This window comes from Streptomyces sp. NPDC002088 (genome assembly GCF_040296605.1).
Taxonomy (GTDB): domain Bacteria; phylum Actinomycetota; class Actinomycetes; order Streptomycetales; family Streptomycetaceae; genus Streptomyces.
This window is the reverse complement of the sequence record NZ_JBEOXO010000016.1, coordinates 55,682-77,301: the sequence shown is the minus strand read 5'-3', so window position 1 is coordinate 77,301 and position 21,620 is coordinate 55,682. Positions and strand designations below refer to the sequence as shown.

Annotated in this window: 16 protein-coding genes; 8 read left to right on the top strand and 8 right to left on the bottom strand. The window is 69.2% G+C overall.

What is annotated here, in order from left to right; genetic code table 11:
• Window positions 1–3: 3 nt before the first annotated feature.
• The 3 genes from ABT114_RS29920 to ABT114_RS29910 all read right to left on the bottom strand — a co-directional run bounded on the left by ABT114_RS29920 (window position 4) and on the right by ABT114_RS29910 (window position 2,266).
• Window positions 4–315 (bottom strand): low temperature requirement protein A, encoded by a 312-nt coding sequence (locus ABT114_RS29920; RefSeq protein WP_351146125.1) that lies wholly within the window; start codon window positions 313–315, stop codon window positions 4–6.
• 59 nt (window positions 316–374) lie between these two features.
• A complete protein-coding gene (locus ABT114_RS29915) occupies window positions 375–1,331 on the bottom strand; it encodes an SDR family NAD(P)-dependent oxidoreductase (protein WP_351145990.1) in 957 nt (318 codons plus the stop codon).
• Between the two features lie 116 nt (window positions 1,332–1,447).
• Window positions 1,448–2,266, bottom strand: a complete 819-nt coding sequence (locus ABT114_RS29910) for an SDR family oxidoreductase (RefSeq protein ID WP_351145989.1) — start codon at window positions 2,264–2,266, stop codon at window positions 1,448–1,450.
• Between the two features lie 119 nt (window positions 2,267–2,385).
• Here ABT114_RS29910 and ABT114_RS29905 point away from each other — a divergent pair, with 119 nt between their 5' ends.
• Window positions 2,386–2,970 (top strand): TetR/AcrR family transcriptional regulator, encoded by a 585-nt coding sequence (locus ABT114_RS29905; protein WP_351145988.1) that lies wholly within the window; start codon window positions 2,386–2,388, stop codon window positions 2,968–2,970.
• A gap of 408 nt (window positions 2,971–3,378) precedes the next feature.
• Here the strand turns inward: ABT114_RS29905 and ABT114_RS29900 are convergent, their stop codons facing one another.
• Both ABT114_RS29900 and ABT114_RS29895 read right to left on the bottom strand, forming a co-directional pair.
• On the bottom strand, window positions 3,379–4,761 hold the full coding sequence (locus ABT114_RS29900; protein WP_351145987.1) for a sensor histidine kinase: 1,383 nt from the start codon (window positions 4,759–4,761) through the stop codon (window positions 3,379–3,381).
• Window positions 4,758–5,453, bottom strand: coding sequence for a response regulator transcription factor (locus ABT114_RS29895; RefSeq protein ID WP_351145986.1), 696 nt, complete (start codon window positions 5,451–5,453; stop codon window positions 4,758–4,760). The genes ABT114_RS29900 and ABT114_RS29895 overlap by 4 nt, the downstream gene beginning before the upstream one ends.
• 276 nt (window positions 5,454–5,729) lie before the next feature.
• Between ABT114_RS29895 and ABT114_RS29890 the strand changes: the two genes are divergently transcribed.
• Together ABT114_RS29890 and ABT114_RS29885 are read left to right on the top strand one after the other, a co-directional pair.
• The gene (locus ABT114_RS29890) at window positions 5,730–7,136 is read left to right on the top strand and encodes a ferredoxin reductase family protein (RefSeq protein WP_351145985.1); all 1,407 of its coding nucleotides are present in this window, start codon (window positions 5,730–5,732) and stop codon (window positions 7,134–7,136) included.
• 50 nt (window positions 7,137–7,186) lie between these two features.
• Window positions 7,187–7,390: a hypothetical protein gene (locus tag ABT114_RS29885; protein ID WP_351145984.1), complete on the top strand. Its 204-nt coding sequence runs from the start codon at window positions 7,187–7,189 to the stop codon at window positions 7,388–7,390.
• Window positions 7,391–7,514: 124 nt separating this feature from the next.
• On the opposite strand, the gene ABT114_RS29880 is transcribed toward ABT114_RS29885, so the two are convergent.
• The gene (locus ABT114_RS29880; RefSeq protein ID WP_351145983.1) at window positions 7,515–8,906 is read right to left on the bottom strand and encodes an alpha/beta hydrolase-fold protein; all 1,392 of its coding nucleotides are present in this window, start codon (window positions 8,904–8,906) and stop codon (window positions 7,515–7,517) included.
• Between the two features lie 1,127 nt (window positions 8,907–10,033).
• Between ABT114_RS29880 and ABT114_RS29875 the strand changes: the two genes are divergently transcribed.
• The 4 genes from ABT114_RS29875 to ABT114_RS29860 all read left to right on the top strand — a co-directional run bounded on the left by ABT114_RS29875 (window position 10,034) and on the right by ABT114_RS29860 (window position 15,420).
• On the top strand, window positions 10,034–11,209 hold the full coding sequence (locus ABT114_RS29875) for an extracellular solute-binding protein (RefSeq protein ID WP_351145982.1): 1,176 nt from the start codon (window positions 10,034–10,036) through the stop codon (window positions 11,207–11,209).
• A 98-nt stretch (window positions 11,210–11,307) separates the two neighbouring features.
• A complete protein-coding gene (locus tag ABT114_RS29870) occupies window positions 11,308–12,159 on the top strand; it encodes a carbohydrate ABC transporter permease (RefSeq protein ID WP_351146124.1) in 852 nt (283 codons plus the stop codon).
• Window positions 12,156–12,986 (top strand): carbohydrate ABC transporter permease, encoded by an 831-nt coding sequence (locus tag ABT114_RS29865; RefSeq protein WP_351145981.1) that lies wholly within the window; start codon window positions 12,156–12,158, stop codon window positions 12,984–12,986. Before ABT114_RS29870 ends, ABT114_RS29865 begins: the two co-directional genes overlap by 4 nt.
• Before the next feature lie 85 nt (window positions 12,987–13,071).
• Entirely contained in the window at window positions 13,072–15,420 is a 2,349-nt protein-coding gene (locus ABT114_RS29860; protein WP_351145980.1) for a glycoside hydrolase family 3 N-terminal domain-containing protein, read from the top strand.
• On the opposite strand, the gene ABT114_RS29855 is transcribed toward ABT114_RS29860, so the two are convergent.
• Window positions 15,386–16,426 carry a LacI family DNA-binding transcriptional regulator gene (locus tag ABT114_RS29855; RefSeq protein WP_351145979.1) on the bottom strand — a complete coding sequence of 347 codons (1,041 nt, stop codon included), beginning with the start codon at window positions 16,424–16,426 and terminating at the stop codon, window positions 15,386–15,388. The two genes, ABT114_RS29860 and ABT114_RS29855, sit on opposite strands and share 35 nt — an antisense overlap.
• Before the next feature lie 99 nt (window positions 16,427–16,525).
• Window positions 16,526–18,715, bottom strand: a complete 2,190-nt coding sequence (locus ABT114_RS29850) for an RICIN domain-containing protein (protein WP_351145978.1) — start codon at window positions 18,713–18,715, stop codon at window positions 16,526–16,528.
• A 1,485-nt stretch (window positions 18,716–20,200) separates the two neighbouring features.
• Between ABT114_RS29850 and ABT114_RS29845 the strand changes: the two genes are divergently transcribed.
• Window positions 20,201–21,589, top strand: a complete 1,389-nt coding sequence (locus ABT114_RS29845; RefSeq protein WP_351145977.1) for a hypothetical protein — start codon at window positions 20,201–20,203, stop codon at window positions 21,587–21,589.
• Window positions 21,590–21,620: the final 31 nt, after the last annotated feature.

Genomic DNA, 21,620 nt, shown 5'->3' with positions numbered 1-21,620 from the left:
ACCCTAAAAGTCCACAAGTAACTTTGTAAAGTTACTTGTGTAGTTGTCCGCCACGGCACGGCCGGCGCGCGCCAGGAAATGCGGCAGGAACATGCTCCGGCCGCCGGCATCCTCGTGCCCGTGCAGTTCGTGGGGGAGGCTGCCGTCGAGCCAGGCGATCCACGCCAGCGCGAAGACCGCGGCGAACTCACCGAGCCCGCGCCAGGTCAGCTGCCCGGCGAAGCGGTGGGCGGCCCGGGCGACCACGACCAGGTCGTAGAACAGTTCGAGCGGGCCGACCGCCCGCTCGCCATGGGCGCGCGGGGGCTGCCACAGCCGACGGCGCAGCCGGGCCCACCGCTCGTGTCGCGAGGTCGTGCCCGCAGCGTGGATTGCTAACGGACGAGCCCCTCGGACACGGCCCAGAGTCGGGCCGCGTTGTCCCGATCCAGGGCGTACGGCGCGACGCCGGCGACGGCACCCCCTCGCTCGGTGACCGTCTCGGCCTGCGCACAGTCCTCGAAATAGCGGCCGGTGATGCCCTCCACCGTCGGCGAGGCGGCCAACAGCACCGAGGTCGCGGCGCCCTGCTCCACAGTCTTCTGCGGTGGCAGTGCGAGTTCGCCCGAGGCGATGAAGTCGGCCACCTGCTGCATGTCCATGTGCCGGGCCAGGGACGTGTCCGCGATGTTGCCCGGCATCAGCGCGTTGGCGGTGATGCCGTCGTCGGCCCATCGCTCGGCGGCACCGACGGCGAACAGGGCGTTGGCGGTCTTCGACTGCCCGTAGGAGGTCCAGGGGTCGTAGGGGCGGAAGCGGTAGTCGAGGTCGTCGAAGACGACCGGTGAGAAGAGGTGCCCGATGGAACTCACCGAGACGATCCGTGCGCCGTCCGCCTCCGCGAGTGCCGGGTGGAGGTCGACGGCGAGAGCGAAGTGGCCCAGGTGGTTGACGGCGAACTGCAATTCCCGGCCGTCAGGTGTACGGGTGAGTTCCGGTGGGGCCATCACTCCGGCATTGTTGACCAGGATGTGCAACGGGCCGTGCCAGGCGGCCACGAACGCCGCGACCGTCGACCGGTCGGCCAGGTCGAGCCGCCCCACGGTCAACTGTCCCGCTTCGGGCGGCAGTTCTGCCTTCAGGCGCGCCGCCACGCGGGCACCCGCGTCGGTGTCCCGCACGGCCAGGGTGACGTCGGCGCCTGCCCCGGCGAGCGCCCTGGCCGTCTCCACCCCGATTCCGGAACTGGCTCCGGTCACCACGGCCCGGCGGCCGTGCAGATCGACGCCGTCGATCACCTCCGCGGCGGTCGTGCTTGCCCCGAACGTGGGGGGCGTCTGAGGTACGGACATGAGGTGAGGCTCCTGACTTGAGTGACTTGAGTGACTTGAGTGACTTGAGAAAACCCAGGGCCGGCCACTCGTTCTACGTGGCCGGGCGCGGCGCCTGGGCCGCACGGCGGGGCCGGTCAGCCCTGCGCGGTCCGGGAGACGTGCTCCCAGTCGGCCCAGGTCTGAAGGCGCTGGGCGTAGAGGGGCTCGATGATCTCGATGGGTTCCGTACCGAACAGCACCCGCAGCGGCGGGTTCTCGGCGTCGACGATCTGCAGCAGGGCGGCGCCGGCGTCGGCGGGGTCGCCGTACCTGGCGTCGCCGAGGCGGGCCGCAATGGCCTCGCGGACCTGGTCGTAGGCGGGGTTCGGCTCGGCGTGCGCGGAGGAGGAGCCGGCCCAGTCGGTGGTGAAGCCACCCGGCTCGACAATGGTGACCTTGATCCCCTTGCCCGCGACTTCCTGAGCAAGGGCCTCGCTGAAGCCCTCAAGCGCCCACTTGGACGCGTGGTACGCGCCCAGTGACGGGAACGCGGCGACGCCGCCGACGGACGAGATCTGCACGATGTGGCCACTGCTCTGTGCGCGCAGGATCGGCAGCACGGCCTGGGTGACCCAGAACGCGCCGAAGAGGTTCGTCTCCATCTGGTCGCGCAGCTGCTGCTCGGTGATCTCCTCGACCATGCCGAACATTCCGTAGCCGGCGTTGTTGACCACGACGTCGAGGCGGCCGAACTTCTCGCTCGCGGCGGCCACCGCGGCGGCGACGGCCGCCTTGTCGGTGACGTCCAGCGCCAGCGGCAGGACCGCGTCGTTGCCGTACTTGGCGACCAGATCGTCCAGTGCGGCCACGTTCCTGGCGGTCGCGGCGACCTTGTCCCCACGCTCCAGCGCGGACTCGGCGAACGCGCGGCCGAAGCCGCGGGACGTACCGGTGATGAACCAGACCTTGCTCATGACTTCTCCTTTGGGGTCGGCCTGCCGGAACTGACCTCCGGGGCCGACTTCACCGTACCCCACGAATTAGACTCGTCTAAAAATATACCCGTCCAGGAATCGAAATGTAGGATGGCCGCATGGGCGGAACCATGAACCTGCGGGAGCGCAAGAAGCTGGCGACCTGGCGCGCCATCCGGGCCACCGCGCTGCGGCTCTTCGACGAGCAGGGTTACGAGGCCACGACCGTCGAGCAGATCGCGGCCGCGGCGAACGTCTCGCGCGCCACCTTCTTCAACTACTTCGCCAGCAAAGAGGCCGTCGTCTTCGACCAGGACCCCGAGGAGCGGGGCAACTGGCAGGCCCTGATGAACGACCGCCCCGCGGACGAGCCGCTCTGGGACTCGCTGACCACGATCATGACGGGGTTCAGCGAGAGCCTGCGGGACCGCATGCCGCTGCAGCGCCGCCTCAAGGCGCAGTCGCCCGCCCTCGCCCAGTCGGCCCAGAGCTTCGGTGAGCAGTTCTTCACCGACCTGAGGAACTGGGTGGCGAGCCGCACCACCGAGTCTGACGACTTGACCGCGACCTTGCAGCTGAACCTCGCGCTGGCCGCCACCGGCACCGCCTATCAGACCTGGCCCGCCGACGAGCCCTTCGACGGATATCTACAACGCCTCGAACGCTGCCTCCGCCAGGCGGGTGCCGGCGCGGCCACCGACTGACTCGACAACTGCGCCACCCCTTCCGCGCCGGCACCGCGTTTCAGGGCTGCACGACATGGGCGTCCAGGGCGACGTTTCGGCCACTGCTCGCGGCGTAGTTGTCGATCGTCACCGGCGGCGGCGAGTGCGGCGACAGCAGGCCCTCACGCTGGTGATCTTCACCTGGTGCTTGCGGGCATCGTCACCGCTGTCCCCGTGATGGCATCACCTGGCGGCGGTGAGCGCGGGCTGCCCGGGGGCGCGGGTCGGCCGGGGTCGGTACGCGCAGGAGCTTGGCGAGCCGGGGCACCTTTGTGAAGCGGCCGGTGTGGTAGGTGCCGGCGACCGCTCCGGAACGCGAGCGGCACGGTGATCCGGGTTGGGCCGAGCAGCGCGGGCACGGGTTTGTGAGAGGCGCCGGGCTTGGGATCATTCGTGTCCGGGAGGGCAAGGGGGAGCGGTGGGAACGGTGAAGGTGGCTTGCAGTCCGCCGGTGGGGGCGGCGCCTAGGTGGAGGGTGCCGTGGTGGAGGTGGGCCTGTTGTTCGACGAGTGCGAGGCCGAGGCCGGAGCCGGTTGAGCGGGGGCGGGGGCCGCGGGTGAAGCGTTCTTTCATCGTCTGGCGCAGTTCGGGTGGGATGCCGGGTCCGTCGTCGCCGACGGTGATCCGGGCGGTGTCGTCGGCGGTGGTGAGGCGGACATCGACGGTTCCGCCGGGGTGGCCGTGGAGAGCGGCGTTGTCGAGGAGGTTGTCCACGGCCAGGCGCAGTCCGGCGGGCCAGCCTTGTGCCATCGCCGATTCGGCTGCTGCCAGCCGGTAGGTGATGGAGGGGTGGCGGCGGGCAGCGTGGGCGGTGGCTTCGGTGACGAGTTCAGTGAGGTCGATGGAGGTGCGGTCGGGCAGGGCGTGGGCGTCGCCGCGGGCCAGGGCCTGAAGCCCGGTGAGGAGGGTGGCGATGCGCTGGTGTTCCGCGCTCATCGTTTCCAGGGCGCGAGTTCGCTGTGGTTCGGGGAGATGGGGGTTGCGCTGGAGGGTTTCGATGGTGACGCCGAGGCTGGTGAGCGGGGTGCGCAGTTCGTGGCCGGCGTCGGCGGTGAAGCGGCGGGTGGACTCCATGCTGGTGCGCAGCTGGTCCAGCATGCCGGTCAGGGCGCGGGAGAGGTCGGCTACTTCCTGGGGTCGGGTGACGGCCGGCAGGTGCGGGCCGGTGGTGTCGGCGCTGATGGTGAGTGCACCGGTGCGCAGGCGCTGGAGGGGTTGGAGGAGGAGGCGGGTGAGCAGCCAGACTCCGGCGGCCGCGGTCAGGGCGGCGGTGAGTGTTACGGCGGCGACGATCGTGGTGTTGTCGGCGAGGCGGCGTTCGATGGGGTCGATGTCCTGGAGGACTTCGAGGCGGTCGCCGGAGGGGTTGAGGGGCTGGGTCAGGGAGCGCCAGGTCTGTCCGTCGGCTTCGATGGTGGTGTAGCCGTCGCGGGTGGGGATGGGCAGAGGGATGGGGGGCGTCTCGCCGCGCTGGGCGGTGATGTGGCCGTCAGTGATGAGGCGGACCAGGCTTTGGCTGCCGGCCAGCAACCCGCCGTAGTCGTCGTCGCGCTGGTCGTCGTCGCCGGTGTGCTCGCCCTGCCCGAGGAGTTTGTCGGCGTCCTGGTGGACCTTCTCGGCGCGGGCGGCGAGCTGACGGTCGACGTCGGTGCGGTCGCGGTGGTCGATCCGGGCGACGATCACCAGTCCGGCCAGCGCGACCACGACGGTCACCAGCACGGCGACCGCGGCGGTGATCTGGGAGCGCAGGCTCCGCGGCAGGAGCTTCACGGGCCGGTCCGCAGGACGAAGCCGATGCCGCGGACGGTCTGCAGGACGCGGGGGCTGCCGTCGGCTTCGAGTTTCTTGCGGAGGTAGCCGATGAAGACGTCCACGACGTTGGTGTCGACGTCCCAGGTGTAGCCCCAGACCTGTTCCAGGAGCTGGGAGCGGGAGAGGACCTGACCGGGCCGGTGGGCGAGGGCGAGCAGGAGATCGAACTCGCGGGTGGTCAGCTCCAGGTCCCGCCCCGCGCGGAAGGCCCTTCGCCCGGCCGGTTCGATCGCCACATCGCCAAGTATCAGGGACCGCTCGGCGGTGGATTCGTGGAGGCGGACCATGGCGTGCAGGCGGGCGGAGAGCTCACCGACGGAGAACGGCTTGACGACGTAGTCGTCCGCGCCGGCCGCGAGCCCGGCGACCCGGTCGTCGACCTCGTCGCGGGCGGAGAGCATGCACACCGGCAGGGTCCGGCCCTCGGCCCGCAGTCTCTGCACGACCTCGACTCCGGACAGTCCAGGCATCGTCACGTCCAGGACGATCACCGACGGCAGCCGCTTGGCGATCTGCTCCAGTGCGACCCCGCCGTCCTCGGCGAGACGGACGGTGAAGCCCTCCAGCCCGAGTCCCAGCTCCAGGGCTCCGCGTACGCCGGGGTCGTCATCGACCACGAGCACTTCAGGCTTCCGGCCCACCGCCGCCATCGTGTACCTCACTCCTCACCGTCGTCCCACAGCAGGGACGGCTTCCTTCCAGGATGGGCGGAAAACGACAAAGGAGTCTAAGAACCAGGCGGATCAGCAGGCCCTGCTTCCGCCATCGTTTCCGGGTATCAGCGCAGGTCAGGAACGCATGCCGTCCGCTCGAAGACTGCGGCCAGGGCCGGTTGCTCTTAATCGGGCCACAAGAAGCCCGGCCAGGGTGAACTCATGCCCCGAAGCGCGGGGCGCCCCGTGACCCGTGCAGAAGGAAGCCCACCGATGACCTTGTCCAGCGTGCTGCCCCGCGGACACCGCAAGCCGCCCTCCCGCCGGAGCGCCCGGCGGTTCACTCTGGCCGATCCGCTCGGCGCGCTCGCGATCCTGTCCGCGGTGGCGGTCGTCGCCCTGTGGGTGATGAACCAGGGCGGCCCGCTCAGCCTCACCACCCCCGACCGCGCGATGGGCTCGCTCGGCCTGCTCACCGGCCTGCTGGCCTCCGACCTGATGATCCTCCAGGTCGTCCTGCTCGCCCGGATCCCCTGGGTCGAACGCTCCTGGGGCCACGACCTGCTCACCCGACGGCACCGCTGGATCGGCTTCGCCTCGTTCTGGCTGATGATCGCCCACGTCGTCCTGTTCGCTGTCGAACGCGCGGTACGCGAACCGGCGGCGACGCTCGACGCACTGGTGCGGGTGTTCATATCCGACTCGTGGATGCTGTTCGCCACCGTCGGCACCATCCTGCTGATCTTGGTGGTCGTCACCTCGATCCGCGCCGCCCGCCGCCGACTGCGCTACGAGTCCTGGCACCTGATCCACCTGTACTCCTACGTCGGCATTGCCGCGACGTTCCCGCACACGTTCGTCGACGGCGCCGACTTCCATGAGACCTGGACCCGCATCTACTGGTGGTCCTTGTACGGCTTCGCTTTCGCTGTCACCCTCCTGTACCGCATCGCCCTGCCCGCCTGGCGTTCCCTCCACCACCGCCTGCGCGTCGAATCCGTGATCACCGAGGCCCCCGGCGTCGTCTCGATCACCGTGAAGGGCCACCGCCTGGACAAGATGAAGACTGCCTCCGGCCAGTTCTTCATCTGGCGCTTCCTCGACGGCCCCGGCTGGTCCCGCGGCAACCCCTACACCCTCTCCGCCGCCCCCACCCCCGACCGGCTGCGCATCACCATCAAGGCCGCCGGCGACGGCAGCGAACGCGCCGCCCGCCTCGCCCCCGGTACTCGCGCCCTGATCGAAGGCCCCTACGGCACCCTCACCGCCCGTCGGCGCACCCAGCCCCGCATGCTCCTGATCGCAGCCGGCATCGGCATCACCCCGATGCGTGCCCTCCTCGAAGACACCCCCTACGCCCCCGGCGAGGCCACCCTCATCTACCGCTACAGCGAAGACCAGCACGCCGTCTTCGCCGACGAACTCCGCACCATCGCCGCCCGCCGCGGCATCGAACTGATCTTCCTCCCCGGGCCCCGCCGCGCCGACACCTCCTGGCAGGCAGCAGGCCCCGCGCACCTCGACGACGACGCCCAAGTCCTCAGGAACCTCGTGCCCGACATCGCTACCTGCGACATCTACGTCTGCGGCCCGCCCGCGTGGCTCACCGCCATCCGCAAGGCCGTCCGCGGCACCGGTGCCCACCGCGACCACCTCCACACCGAGGAGTTCGGCTGGTGAGCCGCGACTTCAGCCCATATCGCACCCCGCACTCACTCACTGGAGCAACCATGCGACGCATCACCATCTGGATCACCGCCACCTTCGCCGTGGCCGCCCTCCTACTCGCCTTCCAGCTCAACCTCTCCGGCACCACCGGCAAATCCGGCGACGACGGCAACCACACCGAACCCGGCTCCACCGCCCCCGCCAAGCCCGGCGACGACACCCCCGGCGACGGCGAACACGTCGGCAAGCCCGGCGAGAACAAGTAGGACGCTTCCCCCGGCCGGGCCCGGGCCCCGGTGTCACGCCGGGCTCGGACGTCGTGCACCTCGAAGAACCGAACGGGCGGGCCCGGTCCGTGTCGGCGCCGAACCCGCCCCTTACGACGGCTTCCTACTTGGACTGCCTCATGATCCAGTCCCGGATACCCGGGATGGTGTACGCGATATGCCACGTGCCCATGTGCGCGCTGGTGCCGGAGTCGGAGGTGACAGTCGTCCCGGTGAGGAAGGAGGCGTAGTTGACCGGCGCCTTCTGGGCCTTCAGGTTGCGGACGTCGGCGGCGAACTGGGCGGCGGTGGACTGGCCGTCCCACACCGCGGTGGCGACCTGGGTGCCCGCGTCCTCGATGGCCTCGGTGATGGCGTTCTCACCGGGGTAGGCCTTGTCGTCGTCCTGGGAGACGACGATCCACAGCTTCTTGTCGGCCAGCGGTGCGACCTGCTCGGCGGGCCACTGTCCGGCGACGATGAACGCGGCCGCGAACAGGTCCGGGTACTTGATGTTCAGACCCAGCGACATCATCGCGCCCATCGACTGGCCGGTCGTGTAGCGGCGGTTCTCGTCGATGGAGTACTGCTCGGTCACGGCCTGGACGAGGTTGGCCGTGGCGTCGAACAGCGTCGAGGGTTCGTAGTCGTCGTCGATGACCACGGAGCCGTACTCGGGGGCGAGGACGAAGCTCTCGTGCTTCGCCTGGTCCTCGGCACTGGCCCAGCACACGGCTCCCAGGCCCTGGACCAGTGGGCCCTCGGTGGCGACGTTGACGACGCTCGCGTCGTGCATGAACAGCACGAGCGGGTAGCGCTTGTGGGGGCTGTAACCCTTCGGGATGAAGAGGTTGTACTTCAGGGTTTGGCCGGTGGCGGGGTCGTCGAAGGTGAACTGCTTGAAGTCGTCCACGATCAGATTTGTCACGGCACTGGTCGTCACCGTGGTGCCGGTGGCCGGGAAACTGGCGCCGTGCGTCGTGGTGACGGTGTCCTTCTGGACGATCGAGGCCGACGCCGCCACGATCGTGCCGCCCGGCGTGCTGTCGCCGACCTTCGGCCCGCCGGCCCCCGGGGCGCCGCCGGAGCCGCCGGACTCGCTCGGGCTCGGGCTCGGCGAGCCCGTCGAAGCGCCGCCACCACCGCCCTGCTGTGTCACCCACAGTGCCGCCGCGTCGTCGTCGGGCGAGAGCTCGACGACGACGAACCGGCCGTCCCTTCCCCGCTCGGCCAGTTCGGCCGCCCGGTTCGCGTAGACCTTGGTGACCGTCCGGCCGGTGACGGCGAACGTGGACGTCGAGAGAGTGGAGCCGTCGATCTCACGGTCGTACTCGACAGCCACGGCGATGAGCTTCTGACCGTCTCCGAACACCTTCGTGATCGCGGTCGCGCCTCGGACGTGGTTGGTCGTGGAAGCCGTTTCGTTCGGTTCGGCCGCAGCGCTGAGAGTCGCCCCACCCACAATGGCCACGGCCCCGGCCGCTGCGGCTCCCGCGATGAACGTACGCCTCTCCACCAAAGCAGACTCCTTTGTCAGTGGCGACTGACCGCCACAATTCATCGGCCCGTGCAGACCGCCCGGACAACGGCCGCAACGCTAAGAAGTCCTGCTCGGAAAACGCTGTGTAAGTTTCAGCCACACGGGCTCGGCGCCGCCCATTTTTCACAGGTTACGCAGATATTTCGTGGTCATGCCGTCACTTCGTGGCGCGCAAACTCATCTTTCACGAGGCGTACTTGGCAGCCCTCGCCATTCGCCGCACCATCTGGTTCACTCCTGCCACCGAAATGCGGGGTGGGCAGCGCGTCGGTGATCGCTCCTGAAGGGCTCCCTCGCCGCCGCGGTGGCCAACGGATCCCCAACAAGCGCGGCAGCCAACAGCCGACCTCAATCGGCCTGCCGGTCTCGCCCCCTGGGCGGCTTGTCCACCGTTCATGACGACCTCTTCTTCGTGCGGAGCATTCATCTGCGGGGGTGTTCGGCGACGCAATCGACACGGCGCGAGACACCTCTTGTTTCAGTACGCAATGGTCTGAGAATCCGATGGGCCTGGTTCGAGGTCACGACCCGGAAGGCGAACCCGCGGCCAGGCCTCCAGGACAGCCCGCCGCCCTGGACCCGGCAGACGAGGGCAAAGCACAGGCGACAGCGGGAAGGGGGCGCCTTCCGTTGATCCGCTGCCCGACCGGCCAACGGAATGTCGACTGGTGTGCCTCCGATCTCGGCTGGCTGCGGTGCTGACGCCCCGCCGCGGCCGGCACGGTACAGCTCTACCGGAGGGAGCTTCTGTGGCCGCACCTCTGCCCGAAAGTGTTTCGTAACCAAGGAATTTCCCCTCCTTGTCCTGGCTGTGAACTCCGTGTCAGTGTCCTGGTCCAGCAGGCAGGCCGTCCGCAGTGATGGCATCCGAAAGGGTTTCGTACCAGCCGCTCAACTGCCTGGCGCGTGAACACGGCATGCCGAGAGATGAGAGGCAGACAATGCGCAGATTCCCTGGACCCGGAACGAGGTGCGCGAGCACACCGAGACCGCGGCGCGCTATCGGTGTCGCGGTCACCCTGACGGCGGCCCTGAGCCTTGCCGCGTGCGGGACCTCGGGGCCTGCCGGATCGTCCGGGGGCTCGTCGTCGAAGGGCCTGACGATGTGGGCGCTCAACGACCAGACGATCCTCAAGGAGTCGGTGGACGCCTACAACAAGGACCACCCGGACGAGAAGATCACGCTGCGGCTGTTCGCCAACGACGACTACAAGCAGAAGCTGCGCGTGGCCTTCGGCGCGAACCAGGCCCCCGACATCTTCTTCAGCTGGGGCGGCGGCGCGCTGGACGACTACGTCAAGGCCGGCAAGGTCGACACCGTCACCGACGCCCAGGTGAACCTGCTGCGGTTCACGCCGAGCGTCCTGAAGAGCGCCACCTTCGACGGCCAGGTCTACGGCGTGCCCGCCAACGGCCTCGCCCCGGTGGTCCTCTACTACAACAAGAAGGTCCTCAAGGACGCGGGCGTCGAGCCCCCGAAGACGTACGACGACCTGCTGACGGACGTCAAGAAGCTCAAGGGCGCCGGCGTCACCCCGATCTCGCTCGCGGCGAACTCCAAGTGGCCGACGCTGATGTACATGGAGTACCTGCTCGACCGCGAGGGCGGACCCCAGGTGTTCGACGGGATCGCCGCCGGTACCGCCTCCGGCTGGAAGGACGCCTCGGTCACCGCGGCCAGCACCCGCCTCCAGGAACTCGCCAAGGCCGGCGCCTTCGGCGACAACGCCTCCTCCGTCAACTACGACCAGGGCGCCTCCACGGCCCTGCTCTACACCGGCAAGGCCGGCATGGAGCTGATGGGCACCTGGGAGTACGCCAATCTGGTCAAGGCCGCGCCGGACTTCGTGAAGAAGGACCTCGGCTATGTCGCCTTCCCCGCCCTGTCCGGCGGCAAGGGCGATGCGAAGGACATCGTCGGCAACCCGTCGAACTTCCTGTCGCTGAACTCGAAGAGCAAGAACAAGTCCGCGGCCCTCACCTACTTCAAGAACTACGTTCTCAACGACTCCCAGATCGACGCCTACCTGTCGTCCGGCAGCGTGCCCCCGGTCAACGGGCTCGACTCCAAGCTGGCGGCGGTGAAGTCGGCCGACGACAAGAAGTGGCTGACCTTCGTGTACGACCTGGTGCAGAACTCGCCGAACTTCCAGCTGTCCTGGGACCAGGCCCTGCCCTCGGACCAGGCCGACCCGCTGCTGACGAACGTGGACAAGTCGTTCCTGCGGCAGATCAAGCCGGAGGAGTTCGGAACGAACATGAGCAAGGCGGCGCAGTAATGACCACCGTCGTTCGTACGTCGCGTCCGGCCGCGTCCCACAGGGCGCGGCCGGGCACGGCCCGTGGTGGGCGCCGCCGCCGTTTCAGCGGTCTGCTGATGGCCGCGCCCGCCCTGCTCCTGTTCGGCCTGTTCGCCCTGATCCCGCTGGTCGGCGCGGTGGGGCTCAGCCTCGCCCACTGGGACGGTCTGGGCTCCCTGGGATGGGCCGGATTCGCCAACTGGACGGCGGTCCTGACGGACGGCACCACCTGGCAGGCGGTGTGGCTCACCCTCAAGGTGATGGTGGTGAGCTGGCTGGTGCAGACCCCGCTGGCCCTGGCACTCGGTGTCTTCCAGGCCCCACGGGGATGGCTGCGCGCACTGTTCGCCGTCCTCTGGTTCCTGCCCCTGCTGCTGTCCGCCGTGGCGATCGGCCTGACCTGGCAGGCCCTGCTGGACCCGTCCTTCGGTATCGGCGCCACGCCCGGACTGCACTGGCTGGCCCGGCCCCTGCTCGGTTCGCCCGACCTCGCCCTGTACACCTTCATCTTCGTGATCGCCTGGCAGTTCACGCCGTTCCACGCGCTGCTCTACCAGGCCGGGATACGGCAGATCCCGGTCTCCCTGTACGAGGCGGCCGCGATCGACGGCGCCGGGCCCGTGACCCGCTTCCTCCGCATCACCCTCCCGCAGCTCAAGTACACCTTCGTCACGTCGAGCACGCTCATGCTGGTCGGCTCGCTCACCTACTTCGATCTGGTCTACGTCCTCTCCGGAGGCACCGGCGGCCCCGGCACCGCGACCCGCGTGCTGCCGCTGGCCATGTACATCACGGGCTTCCAGGAGCACGACATGGGCCGGGCCAGCGCGATCGCCACGCTTCTGGTGGTCTTCGGCCTCGCGCTGTCGCTGCTCACCACCCGACTGTCCGGCTTCACCCGGATGGACAGCCAGCAGGAGGGCCTGTGAGCACCGCCGTCACCACCCTGCGCCGCACCGTCACCGGCGGTGCCACGCTCCTGTGGACCGCGCTCGTCGTCGTACCTTTCTACTGGCTGGTCGTGACCAGCCTCCGGGGCCGCGGTGACTTCACCACCGACAGCCCGCTCGCCCTTCCCGGCCATCCGACCCTGGACAACTACCGGACCGTCCTGGCCGGCGACTTCACGACCTTCCTGATCAACAGCGTCGTGGTCACCGCGGCGGCGGTCGCGATCACCGTGGTCGTCGCGCTGATGGCGGCCTTCTCCATCGTCCGCTACACCAATCCCTGGTCCCGCCTCTCCTTCCGCCTGTACCTCCTGGGCCTGGCGATCCCCCTGCAAGCGGTGATCATCCCGGTCTATCTGCTGATCATCCGGCTCAACATGTACGACAGCCTGCTCGCGATCGTGCTGCCGTCGGCGGCGTTCGCGCTGCCGGTCACCGTGATGATCCTGGTCAGCTTCCTGCGCGACGTGCCGCGTTCGCTGTTCGAGGCGATGGTCGTCGACGGCGCGGGCGACTGGCGCATGCTGTTCTCCCTCGCGGCACCGATGGCCCGCCCCGCGCTGGTGACGGTCGCGGTCTACGACGGCCTCCAGGTCTGGAACGGCTTCCTCTTCCCGCTGATCCTCACCCAGAGCGGCGACAAGGCCGTCCTGCCCCTCGCCCTCACGCTCTACCGCGGCCAGTTCGGCATCAACGTGCCCGCGACCATGGCCGCCGTCGTCCTCTCCACCCTTCCCATGCTGGTCGTGTTCGTCCTCGCCAGGCGCCAGCTGGTCGCCGGACTCACCGCCGGATTCTCCAAGTAGCAGACGCCGAAAGGGAATCGGCCGGGGCGACGAGGCCGCCGGCCTCCCTCGGCATGCCCTGAACAACCCCCACGAGGAGTCGTGAATGACGACCACCACGCCGGACCACGCCGATCTCTCCCCGGCGGACGACGACCGCCCCTGGTCCGACCCCGCCCGCCCGGTCGAGGAACGCGTCGAGGCACTGTTGGCGAGGCTCACCCTGGAGGAGAAGGTCGCCCAGCTCGGCAGCGCCTGGGAGGACGTCGAACCGGCCGGCCCCGAGGTCGCCCCCGGCACCAGCCTGTTCGGCCGGGTCGGCGACCTCGACGAGACCGCCCGGCACGGTCTCGGCCAGCTCACCCGCCCCTACGGGACGCTGCCCCGCCCCGCCCTGGAACACGCCCGTCTGCTGGCCGAGCGCCAGCGGCAGATCATGGCGCAGAGCCGCTTCGCCATCCCGGCGATGACCCACGACGAGTGCCTCACCGGCTTCACCGCCTACGGTGCCACCATCTACCCCACCTCGCTCGGTATGGCGGCCACCTTCGACCCCGCCCTGATCCGCCGGGTCGGCGCCGCCATCGGCGCTGACATGGCCGCGGCCGGTGTCCACCAGGGCCTCGCCCCGGTCGTCGACGTCATCCGCGACTACCGCTGGGGCCGCTGCGAGGAGACGTACGGCGAAGACCCGTACCTGGCCGGTGAGATGGGCGAGGCGTACGTCCTGGGCCTGCAGAGTGCCGGGGTGTACGCCACCCTCAAGCACTTCGCCGGCTACTCGTCCTCCATGGGAGGCCGTAACCATGCCCCCGTCGGCATGGGCCACCGCGAGCTCACCGATGTCATCCTGCCGCCCTTCGAGAGGGCCGTCGCCGCGGGCGTGGGCTCGGTGATGAACTCCTACGCCGAGATCGACGGCGAGGCCCCCGTCGCGAGCCGTCGGCTGCTGACCGGCGTGCTGCGCGACCAGTGGGGCTTCGAGGGAACCGTCGTCTCCGACTACTGGTCGCTGCCGTTCCTGGTGACAGCGCACCGGGTGGCCGCCGACCTGTCGGCCGCCGGAGCGCTGGGCCTGGCGGCGGGACTGGACGTCGAACTCCCGGACCAGCGCGGCTTCGGCCCGGCCCTGGTCGAGGCGGTACGGCGCTCCGAGGTCACCGAGGCCGAGGTCGACCGGGCTGTGCGCCGGGTGCTGCGGCAGAAGGTCACGCTCGGGCTCCTCGACCCCGACTGGAACCCCGAACCGCCTGCTTTGCGCGCCGGCGAACTGGAGCTGGACAAGCTGCAGAACCGTCAACTCGCCCACGCCGTCGCTCAGTCGAGCGCAGTCCTGCTGTCCAACTCCGGCGGCCTGCCCCTTCCCTCAGCCGGCCGGATCGCCCTGATCGGTCCGTGCGCCGACGACGTCCGCACGATGTTCGGCTGCTACAGCTTCCCCAACCACGTCCTCGCCGAGCGCGACGACCTCGGCAACGGAGTGGAGGCGCTGTCGCTGCGCGATGCGCTGGCCGCCGAACTGCCCGGCGTGGACTGGGTGTTCGAGCAAGGCTGCCCGATCCGTGAGGAGGACCGTTCCGCCGTTCCGGCCGCGGTGGCGGCGAGTCGCGCCGCCGACATGACCGTCCTGGTCGTCGGCGACAAGGCCGGCATGTTCGGCATCGGTACCTCCGGCGAGGGCTGTGACGTGGAGGATCTGCGGCTGCCAGGGGTGCAGGAGGAGCTCGTCGAGGCGGTGCTCGCGACGGGCAGGCCGGTCGTGCTGGTGGTCAGCAGCGGGCGGCCGTACGCCGTGGGGCGGTTCGCGGCCGATGCGGCGGCCATGGTGCAGGTCTTCCTGCCGGGCGAGGAGGGCGGTCGCGCGGTCGCCGGACTCCTCTCCGGCTCCGCGAACTTCAGCGGCAGGCTGCCGGTCCAGATCCCCAACTCGCCCGCCGGACAGCCGTACACCTACCTCCACCCGCCACTGGGCGACCGGCAGAGCTGGCTGTCCAACCTGGATCCGACGCCCGCGTTCCCCTTCGGCCACGGACTGTCGTACACGACGTTCGAGATCGACGGGCTGGCGGCCGATCGTGAACTGGTGCCCACGGACGGCCGGTTCACGGTCTCGGTGCGGGTGCGGAACACCGGTGCCGTGCCCGGTGCCGAGACGGTCCAGCTGTACTTCACCGACCCGGTCGCCCAGGTCACCCGGCCGGTGCGGGCACTGCTGGCGTACGCCAAGGTGCCGCTGGAACCAGGGGAGGAGACGACCGTCCGCTTCGACGTCCACACCGACCGCCTGGCCTTCACCGGACTGGACGGCCACCGCATCGTCGAGCCGGGCGAGATCCTGCTGTACGCGGGTTCCTCCAGCTGTGCCACACCGAACGTGCTGAGCGTTCAACTGGTCGGTGAGCAGCGTGATGCGACGGTCATCAGGCATCACGGTGTGCCGGTGGCGCGGACGTAGAGGTCCGCAGGACCAGCTCCGTGGCGAGTTCGATGCGCGGGGAGGCGGGCGGGCGGCCCTCGGCCACCGCCAGCAGCACCCGGGTCGCCTCGCGCCCCAGCTCCTCGAACGGCTGGCGCACCGCGCTGAGCGGCGGGGACGCCATCGCCGCCACCAGGGTGTCGTCGAAGGACATCACCGCCAGGCCGTCCGGCACACGCAGTCCGTGCTGCCGGGCGGCCTCCAGCACGCCCAGCGCCTGCGCGTCGCTGGCCGCGAAGATCGCCGTTGGGGGGCGCTCGCCGCGCAGGATGTGCCGGCTCGCGCTGAGCGCCTCGTCGTAGTCGAAGTCGGTGGAGCGCACGATCGCCGGGTCGTAGTCGATCCCGGCCTCCTCCAGCGCGGCCCGGTAGCCGTGCAGCCGCGCAGAGCCGGCCAGTGAGTGGGAGCGGCCCGCGACCATGCCGATGCGGGTGTGGCCGAGGCCGAGGAGGTGCTGCACGGCCTCTCGGGCGCCGCTCCAGTTCGTGACACCGATGCTCGGGATGTCGGTCGACGGCGCGCTCAGCGGGTCCACCAGCACTACGGGCAGCCGCTGCTCGACGACCCGCCGCTGGTCGTCCTCGGAGAGCATCGAGATCACGATGACGAGTCCGGCGGCGCCGAGCGCCACGCACTCCTCCAGCCACTGGGCGATGGACCGCCGGTTCGTGGTCCCGGTCACCACGTTGACGCCGAGTTCGCCGGCAGCGTCCACGATCCCGCGCACCACCTCCAGCGTGTACGGGCCCGACAGGTCCCGAAAGACGGCGATGATCTGCCGTGACGCCGGGGACTCCTGGTCCCACGAGCGGACGTAACCGTACTGCTCCAGCAGCTCCTCGATCCGGGTCCGGGTCTTCGCGCCCACGTCGCGGCGCCGATGTACCACCTTGGACACCGTGCTGAGCGACACGCCCGCCTCCTGGGCGATGCTCGTCAGCACGCCGTACTGCGCGTCCAGCTGTTCCTTGTCCTGAACGGTCACTGCCCTCGTTCTCCCACTGGCCCCTGACCTGGCACTCCTTCGCAAGCCAACAGCAGCGGGTGCCGGCAGACAAGCCTCCGGCACCCGCTGATGCGACTCCTAGCCTCTGCTCCACTGCTGGGTGGCAGTGCCGAGGCCGGTCCACAGCTCGACCTTCGAGCCGTTCGCCGTGCCCCAGTTGGTGACGTCGATGACCAGTCCGTTCGATCGGTTGACGATGGTCTTGTCCAGGCGGAACGACCACTTCTGGCTGCTCTTGCCGTTGCAGGCCCACAGGATCAGCTGGGTGCCCGCCGTGGTGCCGTCGCCGTTCGCGGCCAGGCACTTCCCGGAGATCCGCAGCTCGCCCGCGGTGGTCTGGGTGATGGTCTGGTTGGCGTTGCCTGAGCAGTCGTAGATCTGCACCTGGACACCGGTCGCGCCGTTCGGGACGTCGAGGCAGCGGCCGGAGTAGCCGCCCTTCAGCGTGAACGTCGAGTCCGTGGGGAGCGGGTCCTGGACCAGTTGCCAGTCCTGCGAGCCGTCGGTGGTCGACGCGGCCACGGTGACGGAGCCGCCCGCGGTCGCGCCCGTCATGTAGAGGCCCGTGTTGAGCACCGAGCGGAGCTTGTAGTAGCCGCTGGTCGAAGAGGCGACCAGGGTCCACTGCTTGTCGGTGGCGCCGTCGTCGACCCACTGGGTCAGCTTCTGTCCGGCCGTCGCACTGCCGGTCCAGATGGCGACCGCGCGGCCGCCGGCCTTGTTGAGCAGGGTGATGCCGGAGCCCTTGGCCGTGGTGTGCCAGCGCTGGGTGTCGTCCGAGGCGCTTACGGCGCTCGTGACCAGGTCGGGGACGTTGCCGGTGAGGTTGGCGTCCTGCGTCTTGCCGGAAGCGGGGGCGAGTGCCTGACCGGTCAGCCGGTTGACGGGGGTGTAGTAGGCGCCGTCGGACCGGCCGAGATCGACCTCGGCGTACTTCACGGGGCCGACGCTCGTGCCGCTCCAGGACGCCTGCAGGATCAGCACGCGTCCAGTTCCGTCGACGTACTGGAGGTCGCGGCTGTACCCGGCGGCGATCGGCGTCTGGTACTGCTTCCAGGTGCCGGTGCTCAGCCCCGACTCGTTCACCCATACGCTCCCGCTGCCGGCCGCGTTGTAGACGATCCGTCCGTCGGGCATCGGGAGGAGTACCGGACTGCCGCCCGTCGACAGCGTGCTGCCCCCTGAGGGCACCGGCAACGAGGTGATCGCCGCGTCCGTGCCCGCGTAGAACTTCAGCGGGTCGTCCGCGATCCGGTACCGGACGTTCGTCCCGCCGCCCCAGTACTCGTACGTCATGATCCACTTGCCGTCGGTGGTGGGCGCGACGGTCGTCATACCGGGGCGTCCGCCGCCGATCTCCGTCTTGCCGTTGCCCATGTCCACGGTCGAGCCGGGAACGTCGACGACCGGACTGCTCCAGGACGACGTGCTGGTGCCGTCCCAGGTCCGGTGCATGAGGACCTGGCCGCCGGAGTCCGTCGCCGTGTCGTTGGCGGGGTCGAGGGTAAGTGCTCCGGTGCTGGTGTCGTAGCCCGTGTAGTCGTTCTCGTCGGAGTAGTAGGCGATCAGCTGCCCGTTGTGGGCCAGCAGATGCGGCTCCCACACCGGGTCGACCTGCTTGTACGTATTGGCGGTCGAGGTACGGCCGAGGCTGCCCGCGCTACCGCCCTGCCAGCCACCGGCGGCGATGATGTTCTGGAAACTCCAGGTCGCCCCGTCATCGGTGCTGGAGTACAGGGCCAGCGCCACGTTCTTGCGGTCGCCGTCGCTGGTCGGCGTCCAGCTGGAGTTCGCCGCCTTCTGCTCCGCGTAGTAGTAGTCGTCCCCCGAGACGATGCTCGCGAGAAGGAGCGTGCCCGCGCTTAGATTCCCGACGTTCTGCGGAAGAACATACAGATACGGGTTCGTCCAGTTGCTCGTGTATTTCGCGTACGTGGAGTCGGTGGACAGATAGGCGGGCGCTTTGACATCGGCGAGCTTCGCCCAGGTCGTGCCGTCGTCGTCGCTCTTGTAGATGGGCATCGTCTGGCCCACCGGAGCGCTCTCGCTGTCCTCGAAGGTCGCCACGATGCGCCCGCTGGGCAACTGGGCCGACTTCGGGTAGAGCACGCAGGGACTCTTGTTGCAGGCGGCAGAATTCGTCGCCGTATAGAGGTTCGCGGGGCTCGGCTGATATGCCGACGCGCCCGTCGCGGCGACGATGGTGAATGCAACACCGATGCCTGCGGCGGCTGCTGCCCCGAACACCTTTTGCATCAAAGTACGCATCAAATCGGTTCCTTTGGGCGGTTCCTCTGGCAGGAATGGGCGGGACACAAATGTGAGGACAGTATTGGGATGCGGCAGCGGCGTGTCACGGGCAGGTTTCCGAAAGTGTTTCGTGTACGGGCCGTGACCGGGTCTTGACGCGGCAACCGCGGCAACCGCGGCAATCGCGTCTGCCGCGGCGTGCCGTGGGCCGGCGTCGGCTGCCGAGGGTGCACACGAGATCTCCGTGCAGACCGAGGCCGGTGCGCGCCGGACACGCCCGGCGGGGCCCGGGACAGCTCCGGGAGGGCCGTGAGTATCCCGGCCGAGACGAGACAACCCGGTGGTCGTGGGCGCAGCGCGCGGCGGACGCGACCTGGTGTCGCCGGCGAGCATGTTCGTCGTGCTGCGGCGACCGCGTGCCGTGACGCAGGGGCGGCGTCAGCGTGCTGACCGACCGTCGAGCGGGCCCGAGCGGAAACGCGTCGTCCTCCCAGGCGACCTGTCGAGCCCGGCGAATCCGTCTCCGATTGCCGCGTCCTTTCCCGCGCGCGATCGGTCCACTGGTGCGTCCATTCCCGTGCGCGATCGGTCCACTGGCGCGTCCGTAGCGGACGATTTACACGGAAAGCGATCCGCGGCTCGCCCTCAGCCCGGCCGGGCAGCACGGCGCCTGCCACTTCGTCGGCGAACTCGTCATGGTTCGGCCGACTTCCGGACCACGAGGACCGATAGAGCACGAGACGAACCCGTGGCCTTCCTTTTCTTGGCCATGGAGTTCGCTCCGGTTTCCAGGCTATGGGCTTCGCTCCGGGGCGGCGCCCTCTCGGCCACGGCCGGCCTGATCCGGCCCACCGTCCGCCCGCCGGGACCATCCACTCCTGGTGCGAATTCCAGACTGCCTGACGGACTGTGTGCTTCATGGGAGGCAACCTGACCGCGGGCCGCACGCCCCGAGTCCGACGAGGACATCCAGCGGGTGCTTGTGCCGACAGCGCCGTCGACCGTACGCGGGAATCCGTGGCGACACTCCCGACGGGGACGGGCGCGGCCGCACTCCCGACGGGAACGGGCGCGGCCGCGGCGGGGACGGCCGAGGTGCGCGGCACCTCGGCGGCACCTCCGTCGCCCGGGTCGGCGGTACCGGTGGCATGGATCGCCGGAGTGTCGCTTCTCAGGGCTAGGGTCGGCAAGGCATCCGAGGCTCTGAGGAAACTGTGAATTCGTCCTGTGAGGTTGCGCTGTATTCCGTGTGATGCGATCGGGCGGGTTTACGGCGTGCGTCCGACCGGTGTTCTCGCCGGGCATGGCGAGAAGGCTCTCTACGAAATCAAGTCGTCGATACCTGCCGTGAAAGCTGAGGTTGCGTCCCGCGAATTGTTGTTTCCTGGAGCCGCTGTGATGCTTCCTCGGTGTTATGGCGCCGCTGTCGGCGCACGCCGAGTCAATCGGCCGAAAGCGCCGGCAGTCGGTTACGGGCCTGTCTTTTTCCTGTGGAGGACTGCGATGTCTGAGCGAAACGAGAACGAGATGGACGAAGCCGGCTTCTCCGGGGACGTGAGCCGCCGCTCGTTCGTCGCGGCGACGACCCTCGCGGTGGCGGCCACGGCCGTCGTGGGCAGCGCGACGGCAGCCGGGGCCGCCACGAAGACGGCGACCGGACTGAAGGTGGGCGCAGGCAAGGCCGCGTTCACGCCCAGTGCCTCGATCCTGCCCTTGGACAACTTCACCTCGGTGCACGACGATCTGTATGCGCGTGTCCTGCTGGTCGAGTCCGGCTCCCGTCGTGTCGCCCTGGCCGTGCTGGACCTCACCTCGATCAGTGCCGAGGCGATCGGACTGATGCGTGAGGCCATCACCGCGGCCACCGGCATCGCAGCGGCGAACATCATGGTCACCGTCACGCACTGCTTCTCCGCACCGCACGTCGCGGGCAGCAGCTCGTCGGCGGGTGCGGCGACGTACGTGCAGAACATCGTCACCGCCACCAAGAGCGCGGTCGCCGACGCGGTCAGGAACCTTCAGGACGCCCAGGTCGGCTACGGCCGCGGTGAGGCCGACGTCAACGTCAACCGCAACGTGCCCACCGCGGACGGCTACTGGCTGGGCGTCAACGAGCAGGGCACCTCGGACCACGGCGTGTACGTCGCCCGGTTCAACGATCTCGACGGCAACCCGATCGCTGTCCTGACCAACTACAACGTGCAGTCGTGTGTGATGCAGGACTCCGTCATGAGCGACGGCAGCCTGCCGATCACCGCCGACCTGGCCGGCGCCGCCACCGCGCACGTGGAGAGCCAGTACCCCGGCGCCGTCGGTTTCTGGCTCGTCGGCGCCTGCGGCGACCAGTTCCCGGCCTACCGCTCGAAGCGGTACACGATCGACAAGAACGGGGCGTGGACCTACGGCGTCGACCTGCACGACGCCGGCTTCGCACTGCTGACCGCGCAGGGCGAGCGTCTGGGCAACGAGATCGTGCGGGTGTCCCAGGCCATCACCAGGTACGAGAGCGGCAAGAACGTCACGGTCCGTCTGCTCACCGACGACGTCACCACCACCGAGATGGAGACCGACCATCCCACGGGCCCGGTGAAGACCGCCACCTACACGCCCACCGACACCGCCGAGGTGCCGATCTGGGTCTTCCAGGTCGGCAAGGGCGTGTTCGCCGGCGTGGAGCCGGAACTGTCGACCAGCACGGCGAACGCCATCCGCAAGGCGTCCCCGTTCGCCAGCACCTTCGTCATGTCGATGTTCGAGGGCGGCGCCAAGAACATGCCCGACCGCTGGAACTACGACAACTTCACCTACGAGGCACGGGACGGCTTCTACGTCGAGGGCACCGCCGAGAAGGTCGCGGCGCGGATCGAACGCCTCGTCAAGGCCCTGAACTGACACCTCCGGAGGGATACGCGAGGGGCGTCGG

Excerpts from the sequence above, each read along its gene's own strand:
- ABT114_RS29915 (WP_351145990.1), bottom strand. The coding sequence starts at position 1,331 with ATGTCCGTACCTCAGACGCCCCCCACGTTCGGGGCAAGCACGACCGCC.
- ABT114_RS29910 (WP_351145989.1), bottom strand. The coding sequence starts at position 2,266 with ATGAGCAAGGTCTGGTTCATCACCGGTACGTCCCGCGGCTTCGGCCGC.
- ABT114_RS29905 (WP_351145988.1), top strand. The coding sequence starts at position 2,386 with ATGGGCGGAACCATGAACCTGCGGGAGCGCAAGAAGCTGGCGACCTGG.
- ABT114_RS29895 (WP_351145986.1), bottom strand. The coding sequence starts at position 5,453 with ATGGCGGCGGTGGGCCGGAAGCCTGAAGTGCTCGTGGTCGATGACGAC.
- ABT114_RS29890 (WP_351145985.1), top strand. The coding sequence starts at position 5,730 with ATGACCTTGTCCAGCGTGCTGCCCCGCGGACACCGCAAGCCGCCCTCC.
- ABT114_RS29885 (WP_351145984.1), top strand. The coding sequence starts at position 7,187 with ATGCGACGCATCACCATCTGGATCACCGCCACCTTCGCCGTGGCCGCC.
- ABT114_RS29875 (WP_351145982.1), top strand. The coding sequence starts at position 10,034 with ATGTGGGCGCTCAACGACCAGACGATCCTCAAGGAGTCGGTGGACGCC.
- ABT114_RS29870 (WP_351146124.1), top strand. The coding sequence starts at position 11,308 with ATGGCCGCGCCCGCCCTGCTCCTGTTCGGCCTGTTCGCCCTGATCCCG.
- ABT114_RS29860 (WP_351145980.1), top strand. The coding sequence starts at position 13,072 with ATGACGACCACCACGCCGGACCACGCCGATCTCTCCCCGGCGGACGAC.
- ABT114_RS29850 (WP_351145978.1), bottom strand. The coding sequence starts at position 18,715 with ATGCGTACTTTGATGCAAAAGGTGTTCGGGGCAGCAGCCGCCGCAGGC.
- ABT114_RS29845 (WP_351145977.1), top strand. The coding sequence starts at position 20,201 with ATGTCTGAGCGAAACGAGAACGAGATGGACGAAGCCGGCTTCTCCGGG.